General features: G+C 67.5%; 7 protein-coding genes. 1 reads left to right on the top strand and 6 read right to left on the bottom strand.

The features are described 5' to 3' along the window. Nucleotides 1-91: 91 nt before the first annotated feature. Nucleotides 92-8,245, bottom strand: a complete 8,154-nt coding sequence (locus PQQ51_RS04290; protein WP_408495112.1) for a non-ribosomal peptide synthetase — start codon at nucleotides 8,243-8,245, stop codon at nucleotides 92-94. After that, nucleotides 8,245-10,188: an amino acid adenylation domain-containing protein gene (locus tag PQQ51_RS04295; RefSeq protein ID WP_408495113.1), complete on the bottom strand. Its 1,944-nt coding sequence runs from the start codon at nucleotides 10,186-10,188 to the stop codon at nucleotides 8,245-8,247. Before PQQ51_RS04295 ends, PQQ51_RS04290 begins: the two co-directional genes overlap by 1 nt. A gap of 244 nt (nucleotides 10,189-10,432) precedes the next feature. Here PQQ51_RS04295 and PQQ51_RS04300 point away from each other — a divergent pair, with 244 nt between their 5' ends. Then, a complete protein-coding gene (locus PQQ51_RS04300) occupies nucleotides 10,433-12,088 on the top strand; it encodes a cyclic peptide export ABC transporter (RefSeq protein WP_408495115.1) in 1,656 nt (551 codons plus the stop codon). Between the two features lie 74 nt (nucleotides 12,089-12,162). Here the strand turns inward: PQQ51_RS04300 and PQQ51_RS04305 are convergent, their stop codons facing one another. From PQQ51_RS04305 to PQQ51_RS04320, 4 genes are all read right to left on the bottom strand, one after another. Further along, a complete protein-coding gene (locus PQQ51_RS04305) occupies nucleotides 12,163-13,080 on the bottom strand; it encodes a sulfurtransferase (RefSeq protein ID WP_408495116.1) in 918 nt (305 codons plus the stop codon). Further along, nucleotides 13,077-14,294, bottom strand: coding sequence for a phosphotransferase enzyme family protein (locus PQQ51_RS04310; protein WP_408495117.1), 1,218 nt, complete (start codon nucleotides 14,292-14,294; stop codon nucleotides 13,077-13,079). The genes PQQ51_RS04305 and PQQ51_RS04310 overlap by 4 nt, the downstream gene beginning before the upstream one ends. 75 nt (nucleotides 14,295-14,369) lie before the next feature. Next, nucleotides 14,370-14,996 (bottom strand): nicotinamide riboside transporter PnuC, encoded by a 627-nt coding sequence (gene pnuC / locus PQQ51_RS04315; RefSeq protein WP_408495118.1) that lies wholly within the window; start codon nucleotides 14,994-14,996, stop codon nucleotides 14,370-14,372. A gap of 66 nt (nucleotides 14,997-15,062) precedes the next feature. Then, nucleotides 15,063-15,983, bottom strand: coding sequence for an ABC transporter substrate-binding protein (locus PQQ51_RS04320; protein ID WP_408495119.1), 921 nt, complete (start codon nucleotides 15,981-15,983; stop codon nucleotides 15,063-15,065). Nucleotides 15,984-16,002 lie beyond the last annotated feature (19 nt).

The following is a 16,002-nucleotide window of genomic DNA, read 5'->3' on the forward strand; positions in this document are numbered from 1 at the left end:
ACCCAATATTTCGTATGACGTGACAAACTCAAATGATAATCAATATCATTATCAAATGTAAAGTGACGCGTCGCGCATGACTCGCTTTCGCTCAATCCACGCTCAATTCGTCCAGCAAAGCATCGAGTTGATCGAGCGATTCCTCTGTTGCAGCAGAACCGCGGACACTGTCGACGCACGCGCTGAACGCTCGCAGCGTGGGCGCTTCGAACACCGTGCGCAGCGGCAACTCGACACCGAAATGCGCGGCGACTTGCGCGACTAGCCGGGTGGCCAGCAGCGAATGACCGCCGAGCGCAAAGAAATCGTCGCCCGGCGTAATCGTCGACACGCCGAGCAGCGTTTGCCAGATCGCCGCCATGTCGTCTTCGAAGGCGGTGCGCGGTTCGCTCGCGGCGTCCGTACGGTCGTCGTCTTGCGGATCGGGAAGCGCGCGGCGATCGAGCTTGCCGTTCGGCGTGAGCGGCATCTCGTCGAGGATCGCGATGTGCGCCGGCTGCATGTAAGCGGGCAAGCGGCTCGCGAGCGCCGCGCGCAACAGCGGCACGTCGGGTGTACGCCCGGCGCTCGCGCACACGTAGGCGAGCAGACGCAATCCGCCGGCACCTTCACGCGCGACGACCGCCGCCTGCCGCACGCCCGGCTCGCCGGCCAGCACGGCTTCGATCTCGCCCAGTTCGATGCGGAAACCGCGCACCTTGACCTGCTGATCGATACGGCTCAGATATTCGACGCCGCCGTCCGGCCGCCAGCGGACCAGATCGCCGCTGCGGTACATCCGCGCGCCCGGCGTTGCGGCCGACGCGAACGGATCGGGCACGAAACGTTCGGCGCTCAGCGCGGCGCGCCGGTGATAGCCGCGTGCGAGGCCCGCGCCGCCGATATACAACTCGCCGGCCACGCCGACCGGCGCGGGCTGCAATGCCGCGTCGAGTACATACAGCGTGGTGTTTCCGATCGGACGTCCGATCGACTGGTTGATCGGCTCGACGGTGTCGATGCGAGCCGCGCTCGTCCAGATCGTCGCTTCGGTCGGTCCGTACAGATTCCACAACTGCGCGCCGGGAACCGCGAGCGCGGTCGCCAGATCCGCAGGCAATGCCTCGCCGCCGCAGAACATGCGCAGCGCCGGTGTCGGCTGCCAGCCGGCTTCGACGAGCAGCCGCCAGGTGGCGGGCGTCGCCTGCATGACGGTCGCTTCGGCGAGCGCGCGTGTCAGGAAAGCGGGATCGCGCGCCTCGTCGTGTTGCGCAATGTGCACGCGTGCGCCGACGATCAACGGCAACACGAGTTCGAGCACGGCGATGTCGAAGGACAACGAGGTCACGGCGAGCAAGCTGTCGCTGCTATCGAGACCGGGTGAGCGCTGCATCGCCTGCATGAAGTTGGCGAGCGCGTCATGCGTGACAACGACGCCTTTCGGACGACCCGTCGAGCCTGAGGTGTAGATCACGTAGGCGGCCTGGGTTAGGGCGAAGGGGCGCGGCGGCGCGGTGACGGCGTGGCCCGCGCCGGTGTAGTCGCCCGCTTCGGCTTCGTCCGGCGCCACGATCGGCACTTCGGGCGACGACGGCAAGCGCGCGCGCCCCGCATCGTCGGCGATCGCGGCTCGCACGCCGGCGTCTTCCAGCACGTACGCGATCCGGTCGAGCGGATACTCGGGATCGAGCGGCACATAGGCCGCCCCAACCTTCCACACCGCCAGCATCGCAACCGGCATGTCGGCCGAGCGCCGCAACGCGATCGCGACGCGATCTTCGGTGCCGATCCCGAGGCTTTGCAGACGTCGCGCGAGCCGGTCGCTGCGCTGCTCCAACGCGGCGTAATCGAGTTGCACATCGCCGCAAGCGACGGCAATCGCCATCGGCATCGCCTGCGCACGCCGTGCAATCAGACGATGCACCGGCTCGCTCACAGGCGCCGACACAGGACCCACGCTATCGCGTTCGAAGATCGCGCGTTGTGCCGCATCGAGCAGCGTGATGTCGCCGAGCGTGACGATCGACGGATCCATCAGTTGCGCGGTCACCTCGCGCAAATGCACCGCGAGCCGCTCGACCGCGACGCGCTCGAAGCGTGCGGTATCGAAGCCGAACCGCACCCGCAACCCGGACTCGACAGTCGCCACGACGCTCATCGCATAGCCGGTCGTCTCGACCGTGGCCACGTCGCTGTAGCGCAATGCGCGCGGATCGTCGGCGTGTTCGTGCAGCGATGCATCGAGCGGATAGTTCTCGAACACCAGCAACGTATCGAACAGCACGCCGCCACCGTTGCGCAAACGCTGGATCTCCGCGAGCGGCATGTGCTCGTGTTCACGCAGCGCGAGATTTTCGTCCTGGAGCGCGCGCAGCCACGCATCGCGGCGCTCGCCGGGCGCAACCTCGCGCACGATCGGCAGCGTGTTGATGAACAGCCCGACCATTTCCTGCGCACCGGGCAGCGCATCCGGACGGCCGGCCACCGTCGCGCCGAACGCCACGGTGGCCTGGCCCGTGTAGCGCTGTAGCAGTACGAGCCACGCACCTTGCAACAGCGTGTTGAGCGTGATGCGCTGCGCGCGGGCGAACGCGGTGAGCGACGCGGTCTGCGCTTCGCTCCAGCCGAGGTCGAGATGATCGTGGCGCGGCGCGTCGGCAGGTTTCGTCGATGAACTTGCCGATGAATTTGCGGCCGGATTTGCGGTTGGATTCACGACCGGCGCAGGCAACGCGGCGGCCAACAGAGTCGGCGCGTCGGGCGCGTTGACGCGAGTGCGCCAGAAGGTTCGCCCTGCTTCGTCGAGCGACGCGCGCTGCGCCGTAAGCCAGCCGATGTAGTCGCGATAACGCGGCACCGCCGTCGACCACGCGGCCGAACCCGGATCGCGATACCGCGCGACCACTTCGGCCAGCACGCGCGCGCTGCTCCAGCCGTCGAGCAAAAGATGGTGACGTGTCCACAGGAACCGGTAGCGTCGATCCGGCAGCCGCACCAGCGCGGCCCGCATCAACGGCGCGCGGCTCAGATCGAACGGCGTCTCGCGATGCTGCTTCGCGAGCTGGGCAAGCTCGGCCTCGGGCGCCGCCGACGCGCTCAAGTCATACCGCTCGATCGGCATGCGCGCCGCGCGGTCCACCCATTGCAGCGCGATGTCGACGCCGTCGGCATCCACCGCGCCGGTCGTCGCGCAGATCGCCGTGCGCAATACCGGATGCCGCTGCAAGCTCGCTTGCCACGCCGCCTCGAAACGCGCGACGTCGAGGTCGTCCAGCGTCAGCGCGAACTGGTTCAGATAGCGCGCTTCGTCCGGCGCGTACTGCACCTCGAACAGAATGCCGCGCTGCATCGGCGACAACGGATACAAATCTTCGATCCGCGTGCGCGACGCCGGCAATCCGGACAGTTGTTCGACGCCGCGCGGCGCGGCCGGGAAATCGATCGGCACGAGCGTCGCGAAGCCGTCCTGCGTGCACAACGCGATCAACTCGTGCAACGCCTGCTGGAATGCAGCGGCCACCGCGTCGACGTGGGCCTGCGCGCAACGCGCGGTATCGAAGGTCCAGTCGGCGTGAAGCCGGCCGTCCTGCACTCGCGCATCGAGCGCGAGACCGACGGGCGGCGGCGCCAGCGGATCGCGCTCGCTGCCGCGCGGCTCGTCGCTCAATGCAAACAGGCCCGACGCATCGACGCCCGCGTCGATGCGTCCGAGATAATTGAAGCGCACCGTCGGCAGCGGCAATGCGCGCAGCCGCGCCTGGGTCGACGGATCGCCGAGTTCGCGCAGCAGACCGAAGCTCACGCCGTCGTCGGGCAGCGAGTGGCGGTGCTGGCGATTGCGTCCGAGCGCCACGGCGAGATCGTCGACGGCGCTCAGCGCGACCGGATAGAGGCTGGTGAACCAGCCGATGCTGCGGCTCAAGTCCGGCACATCGCGGTACGCCGCCAGTTCGTCGCGGCCGTGGCCTTCCACCTCGGTCCATACGACGGTATCCGTCTTTCCTGCCGCGCGCGCCAACGCTTGGGCGAACGCGGTCAGCAGCAGGTCGTCGATATGCAGACGCCGTTCGGCGCCGGGCAGCGCGAGCAATGCTTGCGTGGCCGATGCGTCGAGCGCGCTGCGTACGCATGCGACGCGCGGAGCGTTGTCGTGTGTGCGTTCGTGTTCGAGCAGTGGGTCCGCGGCTTCTCTACGTCCGAGGGAATCGAGCGGCCAGGGTGTGACGCCCTCGCCCGCTGCCAGCCATGCGCTCGCCGAGTCGGCAAGCGCGCCGTTGGCGAGACGCCGCTGCCATTCGGCTGCCCACGCCTGCGGACTTACGCCAGGCTCGGGCAAGTCGACCGCGCGGCCCGCCAGCGCCGCCTCGTAGGCCAACTCCAGTTCGTCGATCAGAACGCTCCACGACACACCGTCGACCGCCAAATGGTGAATCGCGATGAACAGACGCTCGCCGGAATCGGACGTGAGCTGATTCGGCAAGTTCAGATGCAGTGCGCGCAGCACTACGCCCGCTGCGGGATCGAGGCTGCGCTGCGCGGCGTCGCATTGGCGTTCGAGATCGGCGTGATCGGCAGCGGTGCGATGTTCGATGCTCGGCGCAGGCACTGGAGCGTGCGTGTGCGCTTGAGCCAGCGTCTGCGATTGCGCCAGCACCTGCGATTGCGCCAGCGCCTGCCCCCGCGCCACATCGCTCGCCACAACTGCCCGCACCTCCCAACGCCCATCCGCCCCTCGCGCAGCCCGCAGACGCAAAGCATCCTGACGCGCGATCAGCACCGCAAACGCCGCATCCAGCGCGACCGGATCGAGCGGCGTCGTGCAACGCAGCAGCACCGACTGATTCCAGTGCGCAGGGTTAGGCAGATCCAGCGCAAAAAACCGCGCCTGCGCGGGCGTCAACGCCGAATCGAGCACCACGCGCGCCGCATCGGCCACCTTCGGCTTCGCGGCCGCCGCGGCAAGCGGCACCGCGACCAGCGCCAACGCGGCGATGCTCTGCTGCTCGAACACCTGACGCGGTGTGAGCTTCAACCCTGCACGCCGCGCCCGTCCGATGATCTGCAAACTGAGAATCGAATCGCCGCCCAGATCGAAGAAATTCGCGTGCCGGCCCACCGCCGGCAGTCGCAGCACCTGCTGCCAGATATCGGCGAGCGTGCGCTCGGTTTCGCCTTGCGGCAACTCGTCGGCGGGTGCAGCGTCCGCCACGGGCTGCGGCGCGGGCAACGCGCGACGGTCGAGCTTGCCGTTCGGCGTGAGCGGCATGCGTTCGAGCGCAATCACCTGCGCGGGCACCATGTAATCGGGCAATTGCGCAGCGAGATGCGAGCGCAATGCGCCGGGCTCGACCACTCGACCCGCAGCAGCAACAAAGTAAGCGAGCAGTTGCAAAGCGCCGTCGTCGCGCGGCACGGCGATCACCTCGGCCTGCGCGACATCCGCGTGGCCGCGCAACACGTGCGCGACTTCGCGCGGCTCGACGCGATAGCCGCGAATCTTCACCTGATCGTCCGCGCGACCGACGAACATCACCGAACCGTCGGCGGTCCAGCGCGCGCGATCGCCGCTGCGATAGAGCCGTTCGCCCGAACCACGCGGGTCGGGCACGAAGCGCTCGGCCGTCAGACCCGGTCGGCCCAGATAGCCGCGCGCGACGCCCGGTCCGCCCAGATACAACTCGCCCTCGACGCCCACCGGCACCGGTTCGAGCCGCGCATCGAGAATCTGCGCATACGCATTGGGCAGCGGCCGGCCGATCGGCACTTCGGCGCCGACGCTGCTTTCGCCGACCTGAGTCGCCAGCACGCCGACCGTGGTTTCCGTCGGCCCATAGTGATTGAAGATCCGGCACGCGGGTTTCAGCGCGCGCACCCGCTCGACCAGCGACGCCGGCAGCGGCTCGCCACCGAGTACGAGCGCGTGCGCGGGCAGCGCGTCGGCCGCGCACTCCGCTTGCAGCAACGCGCCGAGATGGCTCGGCACGATCTTCAGCACATCGATCCGATGACGCGCGATGTAATCGGCGAAGCGGCCCGGGTCGAATGCGCAATCGGCGTCCGGCAGATAGAGCGCGGCGCCGCTGCAAAGCGCGCCGAACAACACCGTGTGGCCCAGATCGGCGGCGACGGTCGAGACCATTGCCATGCGCAGATTCGCGTCCCACGCGAAGCGCTCGACTACACCCTGCGTGTAGTCGGCCAACGCGCCGTGACTGATCAGCACGCCCTTGGGCTTGCCGGTCGACCCCGACGTGTAGATCAGATAGGCCGCTTGCTGCGCGGCAATGCGCGGCGCGCTGAACGCGTCATCCCGAGCACCCGCGGGTTCTGCGACGGATTCGTCCAGCAACGGCGCCGCCGCGTCGCCGGTCAGGATCAGCGGCTCGCAGCCTGCCGCGCGCAACGCGTCGACGCCCTCGCCGAAACCGAGCGCGCACCGCGCGCCGCTGTCGGCCAGCATTTCCGCGAGACGCGCGGGTGGCGCGGCAGGATCGAGCGGCACATAGGCCGCGCCGCTTTTCAGAATGCCGAGCAGTCCCATCGCGAACGCCGCCGACCGCGGCGCGCACAACGCAACGCGGCTTTCCGCGCGCGCGCCGAGCGCAGCCAGCCGTCGTGCGATCCGATCGGTCGCCGCGTCGAGTTCGGCGCGCGTTACTGCGCCGGCGGCGTCGGTATGCAGTGCGGGCGCGTCCGCGCGCGCCGCCACCTGCGCACGCCATGCCGACACCACGTCGTCATGCGGCCACGCGCGTGCCGCGCCGCTTGCTCCGTCGCGCGCACCCGGCAGCGTCAGGCGGCCAACCGGCGTTTGCGGCACTTCGGCGATCTGCGCGGCCACACCGGCGAATGCATCGGCAAGACGCTCGATCGTCGCGTGGTCGAACAGTTCGCTCGCGTAGCTGACCACGCCTTCGATACCGTCGGGCAAATCCGTCACGTCGAGACCCACGTCGAAACGGGTCGCGTCGTCGTCGAGCGCGAACGGCGTCACCGTCAAACCGCCCGGCAACGTATGCGCGACGAGGGGCAGTTGCTGCGTGAACTTCACCTGGAAGAGCGGATTGGCCGACAGGCTGCGATCCGGCTGCAATGCTTCGACGATCTGTTCGAACGGCACGTCCTGATTCGCATGCGCGTCGAGCATCGCGTGATGGGTGGCCGCGAGCAGCGCGTCGAACGGCAGGTCCGGCGCGGGCGTCGCGCGAATCACCAGCGTATTGACGAAGAAACCGACCAGCGGCGCGAGTTCGGCGCGCGCGCGGTTCGCGCTCGGCACGCCGACACGGATATCGGTTTCGCCGCTCAGGCGTGCGAGCACCGCATGCAAAACCGTCAGGAGTACGTTGAACAGCGTGGTGTCGCGAGCCAGCGCGAGCGCGCGCAGTTGCGCCGACAACGCGGACGGCAACGTGAAGCGCAGCCGCGCGCCGACAAAACTCTGCACCGCCGCTCGCGGACGGTCGGTCGCGAGCGGCAGACGCGCGCCGCCGGCGCCGAGCTGTTCGCGCCAGTAATCGAGTTGCCGTGCGAACACGCCGGTGCCCGCCAGATCGCGCTGCCACAGCGCGTAGTCGGCGTAGCTGATCGGCAATGGCGGCAGCGGCATCTGCGGCGCGGTTTCCGTTGCGCCATTGGCGAGCGCCGCATAAAGCGCGCACAGCTCGCGCAGCATGATGTCGCCCGACCAGCCATCGGACACGATGTGATGCATCGTCAACGCGAGCCAATGGCGGTCTTCGTCGAGTGCGATCAGACGGGCGCGCAGCAGCGGCGGCGCCGCGAGATCGAACGGGCGGTTCGCGTCGTCGCGGGCGAGCGCCTGCGCGCGGCGCTCGCGTTCGGCCGCGGGCAGATCGCGCAGGTCACGCAGATCGCTGAACACAATCGGCGTCGCAACGCGCGGTTCGACCGTCTGCCACGGCACGCCGGCCGAATCTTCCGCATAGCGGCTGCGCAGCGTGTCATGGCGCTCGACGAGGCTATCGAGACTGCGTTGCAGCGCGACGCGGTCGAGCGCGCCGTCCATGCGCAGCAGGCCGGAAATGTGAAACGCCGATTCGGCGCCGCCGAGACGCGACACGAACCACATCCGCTGCTGCTGGAACGACAGCGGGCGTTCCGCGTGAAGCGTCTTCGCGGGCACGATCGGCAACATCGCGAAATCGATGCCCTTCTCCGCCAACGCGCTCAGAAGACGGCCCCGCGCATCCGGCGCGAGCGCGGCAATGCGGCGCGCCAGCGCGTGTTTGTCGAACTGCTGCATCAGTTACGCTCCTCTTCGCTCAACAAGGCTTCGATCTCGGCGAGCGCACGCGCTTGCGCGTCGTTGCCCGTGTCGCGTTCGCCGTCGATGCGGCGTGCGAGGTCGGCGAGGCGCGGCGCGTCGAACAACGTCTCGATCGCGAAATCTGCTTGCAGACGCTCACGCACGAGCGCCTGCAAGCTGGCCGCCAGCAACGAATTGCCGCCGAGCTCGAAAAAATGGTCGTCGGCGCCGATCGGCGCGACATTCAGCAGACCGGCCCAGATTCCCGCGAGCGTCTGTTCGACTTCGCCGGAAGGCGCCCGATAAGGCGCGCGTGGAATCTCGGGGGCGGGCAATGCCGCGCGGTCGAGCTTGCCGTTCGGCAGGCGCGGCAACTTGCGCAGCGCGACGAGGCTGGCCGGCACCATGTGCGCGGGCAACTGCGCTTCCAGCCGCGCACGCGCGGCGCTTACGTCGGGCAACGAGAGATCGGCGACGTCGGCGGCCGCACCGGACGAATCGACACCCGCCGCCAGATAGCCGACCAGTTGACGGCCGGCCGCGGTCTCGCGCACCACCACGGCGGCTTCGCGCACGCCGTCGCAACCGAGCAGGCAGCGCTCGATCTCGCCCGGCTCGATACGCAGGCCGCGCAGCTTGATCTGATCGTCGGTGCGGCCCAGATACGCGTAGCCGCCGGTGGCGAGCGCTTCGACGACGTCGCCGCTGCGATAGCGGCGCGATCCTGGCGCGCCGTCCGGATCCGGTTCGAAACGCTCGGCCGTCAGCGCGGGGCGCCGGTGATAGCCGCGAGCAAGTCCGTAGCCGCCGATCAGCAGTTCGCCGCGCCGTGTCGGCGCGGCGGGTGCGCTCGCTGTCGCGTCGCTATCGTTGTTATCGTCCTGCGCATCGAGCGCGACATGTCTTTCGCCTACCGGCGTGCCGATCGGCAGATAAGCGCTGTCGCCGACGCCGGTTGCGTCGTCGCTCGTCCACAGCAGCGGCGTGATGACCGTCTCGGTCGGACCGTAGCCGTTCACCAGCCGCGGCGGCGCGAGCGCCGCGTCGATCACCACGTGGGTCTCGCGCGACATCGCTTCGCCGGCCGTCGTGTACGACCGCACGCCCGGCAGCCGGATCGCGCGCGCCGCGCACCATTCGGCCACCTGTCGCAGATACGCCGGTGGAAACGCGACCACGGTGATCGCCTCGCGCTGGATCGCGTCCACGGTTTGCGCGGCGTCCCACAACGCATCCCCACTGACGACGATCGCCGCGCCGGCAATCAGCGGCGCCAGCCAGCCTTCGTGCGCGCCGTCGAAATTGACCGACGCGAAATGCAGCACGATGTCGTTGTCCACGACGCCATAGCGCTCGACGATCGCTTCGCAATGCATCGACAGCGGACCGTGCTCGACGGCCACGCCCTTCGGCGCGCCGGTCGAGCCCGACGTGTAGATCAGATAAGCAAGCTGACGCTCATGCACTGCGCCGGCGAATGACACCGGCGGCACGGACGCCAACGCGCCGTCGAAGCCGTCGAAGGCCATCACGCGCGCCGGATCGAAGCCTTCGGACGCCGTGATACCGGGGCCGACGAGCCATAGCGCGATGCCCGCGTCGGCCGCGATATAGTCGAGACGCTCGCGCGGATAGGCGAAATCGAGCGGCACGAATGCCGCGCCGGCCTTCATCACCGCGAGCAGCGCGACGAACAGTTCGGCCGAGCGCTTCACGCTGACACCCACCGGCACTTCCGGGCCGGCGCCGCGTGCGGCAAGACGCGCGGCCAGCACGTCGGAGGCGGCGTCGAGTTCGGCGAACGTCATGCGGCGCGTGCCGTCCACGATGGCGAGCGCGCCTGGGCGCTGCTTCGCGCGCTCGCGGATCAGTTCGTGAACCGGTCGCGGACGCGCCGATGAGGAATGCGTGGATGCGGTATGTGCGTTTTGAATAGCCATGTCAGTCCGGCGAAAACCGGCAAGAGAGCAGCGACACCCTCCTGACGAACGGCAGGCAAAAATGTACAGTCCGCGGGCGGGGTTTTTTTTTCTGGCGCTCGTTCGTCTAAACAGCAGAACGCCGCGCTTTGCGCTCACATTGCGCTGTCAGGTCTGCTGTTTCGTCCGCTGGTTCGTCAACCCGGCAAGGACGGCCGGCGGCCCCGCGGCGGCAGGCATCCCACCATCAGCAGACAGGAATTCGATGAGACCCAACGTATCCCAACCTCCGCGCACGCTGGCCCTGCTGATCGGCCAGGTGCGCGGCCGGCTCGCGCTTGCCACTGGAGCCAGCATTCTGAGCGGCTTCGCGGGCGTCGCGCTGGTCGCGCTGCTGAATACGGCGCTCAACGTTCCGGCCGCCGAGTTGCCGGGGCTCGGCTGGCGCTTTCTGGCGGTCTGCAGCGCGGCACTGCTGTTGCGGCTCGTCGCCGTGTCGGTGTTCGTCAATCTGACCCAGACGACGCTCGCGAGCCTGCGCCGGCATCTGTCGACGCATATCCGCCGCGCGCCGTACCGGCAGCTCGAAACGATCGGCGCCGCGCGCCTGCAATCGCTCGCCAGCGACGACGCCGCGCTCGTCGCCACGCTGTTCGCCAGCTTGCCGATCATCGTGATGAACGGCGCGATCGTGGCGGGCAGCCTCGTGTATCTCGGCATGCTGTCCTGGCGCACGCTGCTGTTCGTCGCCGCGGCGCTCGCGCTCGGCTCGCTCGCGTTTCACCTCGCGCATGGCCGCGCGATGGTGCATCTGCGCAAAGCGGGACGCCTGCAGGATGCGTCGCTCGGCTATTTCGGCTCGCTGATCGCCGGCGCGAAGGAGTTGAAACTGAACCGCGCGCGCGGCGACGATTTTCTCGACAACGTGTTGAGCCCCGCACTGGAGTCCGTGCGCGCGACCCGGGTGCGCGGCATGCTGATCTACACCGGCGCAAGCAACTTCGGGCTGTTTCTGCTGTATGTGATCATCGGCGTGACGACGTTCTTTTTCACGCGCTACGCCGGATTGGACCCGCATACGAGTTCCGGCTTCGTGGTGGTGTTTCTCTACCTGATGGTGCCGCTCGACAGCCTGCTCAACAACTTGCCGCAAGTGCAACTCGCGCGCGTCGCGCTCGAACGGATCGAGACGGCCGTGCAGCAGATGCACAACGAAGAAACCGCCGCGACGGCCAACGTCGCGCCGTCGTTCACGCGCATCGACGTGAGCGGCCTGCAACACAGCTACTACCATGAACGCGCCGACGAGATCTTCCAGCTCGGACCGATCGACCTGTCGTTCGTGCCGGGTGAAATCGTCTTTCTGGTCGGCGGCAACGGCAGCGGCAAGACCACGCTCGCCAAACTGCTGACAGGGCTCTACGTCGCGGAGCGCGGTGAAATCCGGATCGACGGCCGGCTTGTGGACGACGCATCGCGCGACGCGTATCGCCAGCATTTCAGTGCGATCTTCTCGGACTTCCATCTGTTCGATTCGCTGGTCGGGCTGCCGCGCGAAGGACTCGACCGGCTCGGCAACGAGTTGCTCAAGCGTCTGCACCTCGATCACAAGGTGCGCGTGAGCGAAGGCGCGTTCTCGACGCGCGATCTGTCGCAAGGTCAGCGCAAGCGGCTGGCGCTCGTGGTCGCCTATCTGGAAGACCGGCCGTTCTACGTATTCGACGAATGGGCGGCCGACCAGGACCCGGCGTTCAAGGACGTGTTCTACCAGGTGCTGTTGCCCGATCTGCGCGCGCGCAACAAGACGGTGCTCGCGATCAGTCACGACGACCGCTACTTCCATCTCGCCGATCGCCGCATCAAGCTGGAAGACGGGCAAGTCGTCGAGAATGTCGCGTTGAAGGAAGGGGTGAGTGTGTGAATGCGATATGAGGCGGGATGCCGGCCGCGGCGCGATGCGTGGTACGGCGTTCAGGCGTTCAGTTGTTCAGGCGTTCAGTCTGAAATTTCGAGCGGCAGCGTGAAATCGGCCGCCCACTCTTGCAAGGAACCGTCGTAGACGCTGACATCGGTGCGGCCGGTCAGCGTCAGTGCGAGCGCGTCGACGGCGGCCGAAATGCCGCCGCCGCAGTACAGCAGCACCGGCGTGTTCGCATCCAGCGACGCAAGCGCGGTTTGCAATTCGGCTTGCGCGAGGTAGCGGCCTTGCGCATCGAACAGATCGCGTGCGGGCAGATTGACGCTGCCGGGGATATGCCCACGGCGCGCATACCGGCTCGGCGCACGGCCCGAGAAAGCCGCCTCCGATAACGCACACACCAACGTGCGCGACAAACGGCCCGCGAGCGCCGCTTCGACGTCTTCGCGCGCCGCCCACAAGCCCTCTCTGACCCGCGCGACGAGCGGCCGCGCAACCACGGGCGACGCAGCACCACGCTGCGTCGGCAGTCCCGCCGCGAGCCAGCCCTGCCAGCCGCCGTCGAGCACCTGTGCATCGATGCCGATCCAACGCAAAAGCCACCACAGCCGCGCGGCCCAGAAACCGTCGGCGCGGTCGTAGACCACCACGCGTGCGCCTTCACCGACACCGAGTCGGCTGAGCGCGTCGGCCAACGCATCGGACGTGGGTCGCATGAAGCTCAAACTCGCATGAGGCGCGGAGAGCGCATCGATCAGATCCGCATGACGTGAGCCGGGGATACGTTCGGCTAACCACGCGTCATAACCGCTCGTCACCCGATAGTCGCCGTCGAAACGCGGCGATGGCAGATCGACGTGCGCGTCGAGCACTACGGTTGTGTCGTCGTCGAGACGTTGCAGGAGCGCTTGCGGGTCGATCAGCATGCGGGCGCGCAGGTCATCGTTCGCCCCGCCTGCACCGCTGTCTCGCGGGTCGCGAATGCTGTCGTTCATACCGTCTCCCTGGGCCGCCGCGCACGACGTTCCAGCAACGCCAGCAACGCCTGCCCTTGCGGTTGCTCGAACCAGCGTGTGTGACCGATCAGATAGCCGTCGTACGCGACGTCCCCCGTTTCACGCGACTGCAGAATGCCCTCGAAGTACGCAACTTCAGAGAGCGCAAACTCCGTATGGACGATCGGCAACAGCGCGACCAATGCGGCGGATTCGTCGTCGCTCAACGGCGCGAGCGACTCGTAGCCGTCGAGCAACGCATCGACGTGATCGAGATGCACGTGGCGCGTCTCGGACGGCTCCAGCCATTCGATCGCATTGCGCTCGATCGCCAGCGCGAGATCGTAGACCGCGCAGGTCTTGTCCGACAAACCGAAATCGAGAACCGTGCGGACCTGGGCGCCGGGCGCATCATCCGTCCAGAGAAGGTTGGACGCATGCCAGTCGCCGTGCGTCCACAGCGGCGCGAGGGCCGGTAATAACGGCACGAGGCGTGCATGGTACGGCGCGATGATCCGCGCGATGTCGGCACGCCAGTCGCGCGTAGCAAGCGAACTCACCAGCAACGGCTGCGCGGCGACCCAGCGATCGAGCGCAGCCGACAGATCCGCGCAACTCAGCACGCGAAAGCTCGATAGCAGCGGCCGGATCGCGCGCGCCGGCGCCGGGTAGTCCGCAGCGGCGGCATGCAGACGCGCCAGCGCTCGCCCCGCCGAATACGCATGAGAAACATCAGCGAACGGCGTCCACGACATCGCGCCCCGATAGGCGTCGACGCCGGGCGCTGCGCCGTGAAGCTCATAGGTCCACTCGGCCTGCGTGACGGCTGTCACGCCCTCGCGGTTCGCCAACACATCGGCCACCGGCACACCGCGCGCGCGAAGATGCGCAATGAACGCATGCTCTTCCAGCAAGCCTTCGACGTCGCGAATGCTGACGTGATGACGCTTGACGAAGACGACCTCGCCCCGCACGGTAGTCACCAGAACCGCCGCGGAAAACGGTCGCGGACTATGCCACGACAGCCTCGCCACCGGACCGATCGCGGGATAGCCGGCAAGCACGCGCTCGACTTCGTCGCGGGTCATCAGCGGCCAGTCGCGCTCGGCCTTCTCGCCGCTGACGCCGAATTGCGGCGGCGCATCTGGCGTCGGGACCCTGGCGGGTTCGTCCTCGCGTGGGTGCCCGGCATCGTTCGATTGTCTGGATATCAAACTATTTTCCTGTGAACGGGTTCGGGTTCGGAAAGCCGCTCTTCTGGCTCTTGTGGCTCGCGTAGCGCGCCTGGTTCAAGCCGCCCGCGCCGCCGTGTCGTGATCGCCGGTGTCGGGCGTCGGCGCGTCGTTTTCCAGCGCCTTGCTCCAGTCACGCCATCCGATCACGGCCAGCACGATAAAAAACGCGTACAGCCCCGAGGTCGGATAAAGCCCCTTGAACACGAACATGCCGACGTATACGACGTTCACCGCGGTCCAAAGCCACCACGACGCGATATAGCGGCGCGCGGTCCAGTACTGCGCGACGAGGCTGAACGACGTGAGCGAAGCGTCGACGAACGGCAACGCGGCGTCGGTCAAGCGCGCCATCAGCCAGCCGAGCGCAACGCTGCCGACGGCCGCCGCCAGCAGTCCCGGCAGCAACCCGATCAGCGGGACCACCCGCACTCGAACTTCGCCGCCGCTCGCGGGCGCTTCGTCATTGCGCTGTTGCGCGAGCCAGCGCCACCAGCCGTACACCTGCAACACCGCGAATGCGCCCTGCAACAGCATGTCCGAATAGAGTTTCGCGTCGTAGAAAATCCAGCCGTACAACGCGACCGAAACCAGCCCGACCGGCCAGCACAGCATCTTGCGTCGCGCGGTCAGCCAGATCGCCAACGCGCTGACGATCACGCCAATGATTTCAAGAACGGACATCGTAGTCGCCTCGTGTCAGGGAAGGTGCGGTTCGTGTGGTTCGTGTAGTTCGGGTGGTTTGGATCATCAACGCGCGCCGTCGGGCAGAAAGGCGTTCGTCCACGCATGCCGGCTTTGCGCGGGATCGCGCAAGATCGCATGACTGGCGAGCCATTCGGCGTAAGGGCCGAGAAGCGCGTCGCGTTGGCGGCCCCACTCGCCTTCATGAGTCCACGTCGACGCGATCAACGGCAGCGAACGGGTCAGCAGCGCGCGCCGGAAATACGGAATCGTACGCTCCAATACCGGCAACGCGCGCAGCGGATCGGCGGCCGCCGCCAGATAGCCCCGCTCGGTTGCGCGCAGGAAGTGGCGCACCACTTCGCCGCGCGTCGCCAGCGTCTCTTCGTGTGCGCCCAGCAGATAGCTGTGATACGCGGGCGCGCCGATTTCGTCGACAGGCCAGATGCGGCGTTCTGCATCTGGCACATGTGTGTCGATCAGCGTGTCCCATGCCCAATAGCTGCCGAACGACGCATCCGCCTCGCCCGACTCGAAGCTATCCGGTTGCAATTCGCGCACCCCGCTGTCGACGAAGATGATCTGCTGCGGATCGCCACCGTCGGCCGCCACGAGGTGACGCGCCATCGCAATTCCGCGCGGCGTCGGATTGAGCGCGAGTCGCCGGCCCGCGAGATCGCGCGGCCGCTCGATGCCGGTCGACGCGATGGTCTGAATGGTCTCGAGCCCGCGGTGATTGATCGCGGCAATACCGACGAGCGGATTGCCGAGCTCGCGCTGAACGAACAGACGGTTGGCGGGAAACACGCCGAAATCGACATCGTGCCGCGCCAGATGCGCGAGCGCGTCACCGCGATGCGGGTCCGGCACGACGATCTCCACATCGAGTCCGAGTTCGGCGTACCAGCCCTCGTCGCGAGCCAGATAGAAGCCCGCTGAGTTGGTCCAGGGGTGGAAGTATTCCAGCATTACGCTGATCCTGGTCATGCGTGAAACCCCTGCCTGT

Source organism: Paraburkholderia xenovorans (assembly GCF_046030735.1).
Lineage (GTDB): Bacteria > Pseudomonadota > Gammaproteobacteria > Burkholderiales > Burkholderiaceae > Paraburkholderia > Paraburkholderia xenovorans_A.

Coding starts and splice junctions, on each gene's coding strand:
- PQQ51_RS04290 (WP_408495112.1), bottom strand. CDS start 8,245: ATGCAGCAGTTCGACAAACACGCGCTGGCGCGCCGCATTGCCGCGCTC.
- PQQ51_RS04295 (WP_408495113.1), bottom strand. CDS start 10,188: ATGGCTATTCAAAACGCACATACCGCATCCACGCATTCCTCATCGGCG.
- PQQ51_RS04300 (WP_408495115.1), top strand. CDS start 10,433: ATGAGACCCAACGTATCCCAACCTCCGCGCACGCTGGCCCTGCTGATC.
- PQQ51_RS04305 (WP_408495116.1), bottom strand. CDS start 13,080: ATGAACGACAGCATTCGCGACCCGCGAGACAGCGGTGCAGGCGGGGCG.
- pnuC (WP_408495118.1), bottom strand. CDS start 14,996: ATGTCCGTTCTTGAAATCATTGGCGTGATCGTCAGCGCGTTGGCGATC.
- PQQ51_RS04320 (WP_408495119.1), bottom strand. CDS start 15,983: ATGACCAGGATCAGCGTAATGCTGGAATACTTCCACCCCTGGACCAAC.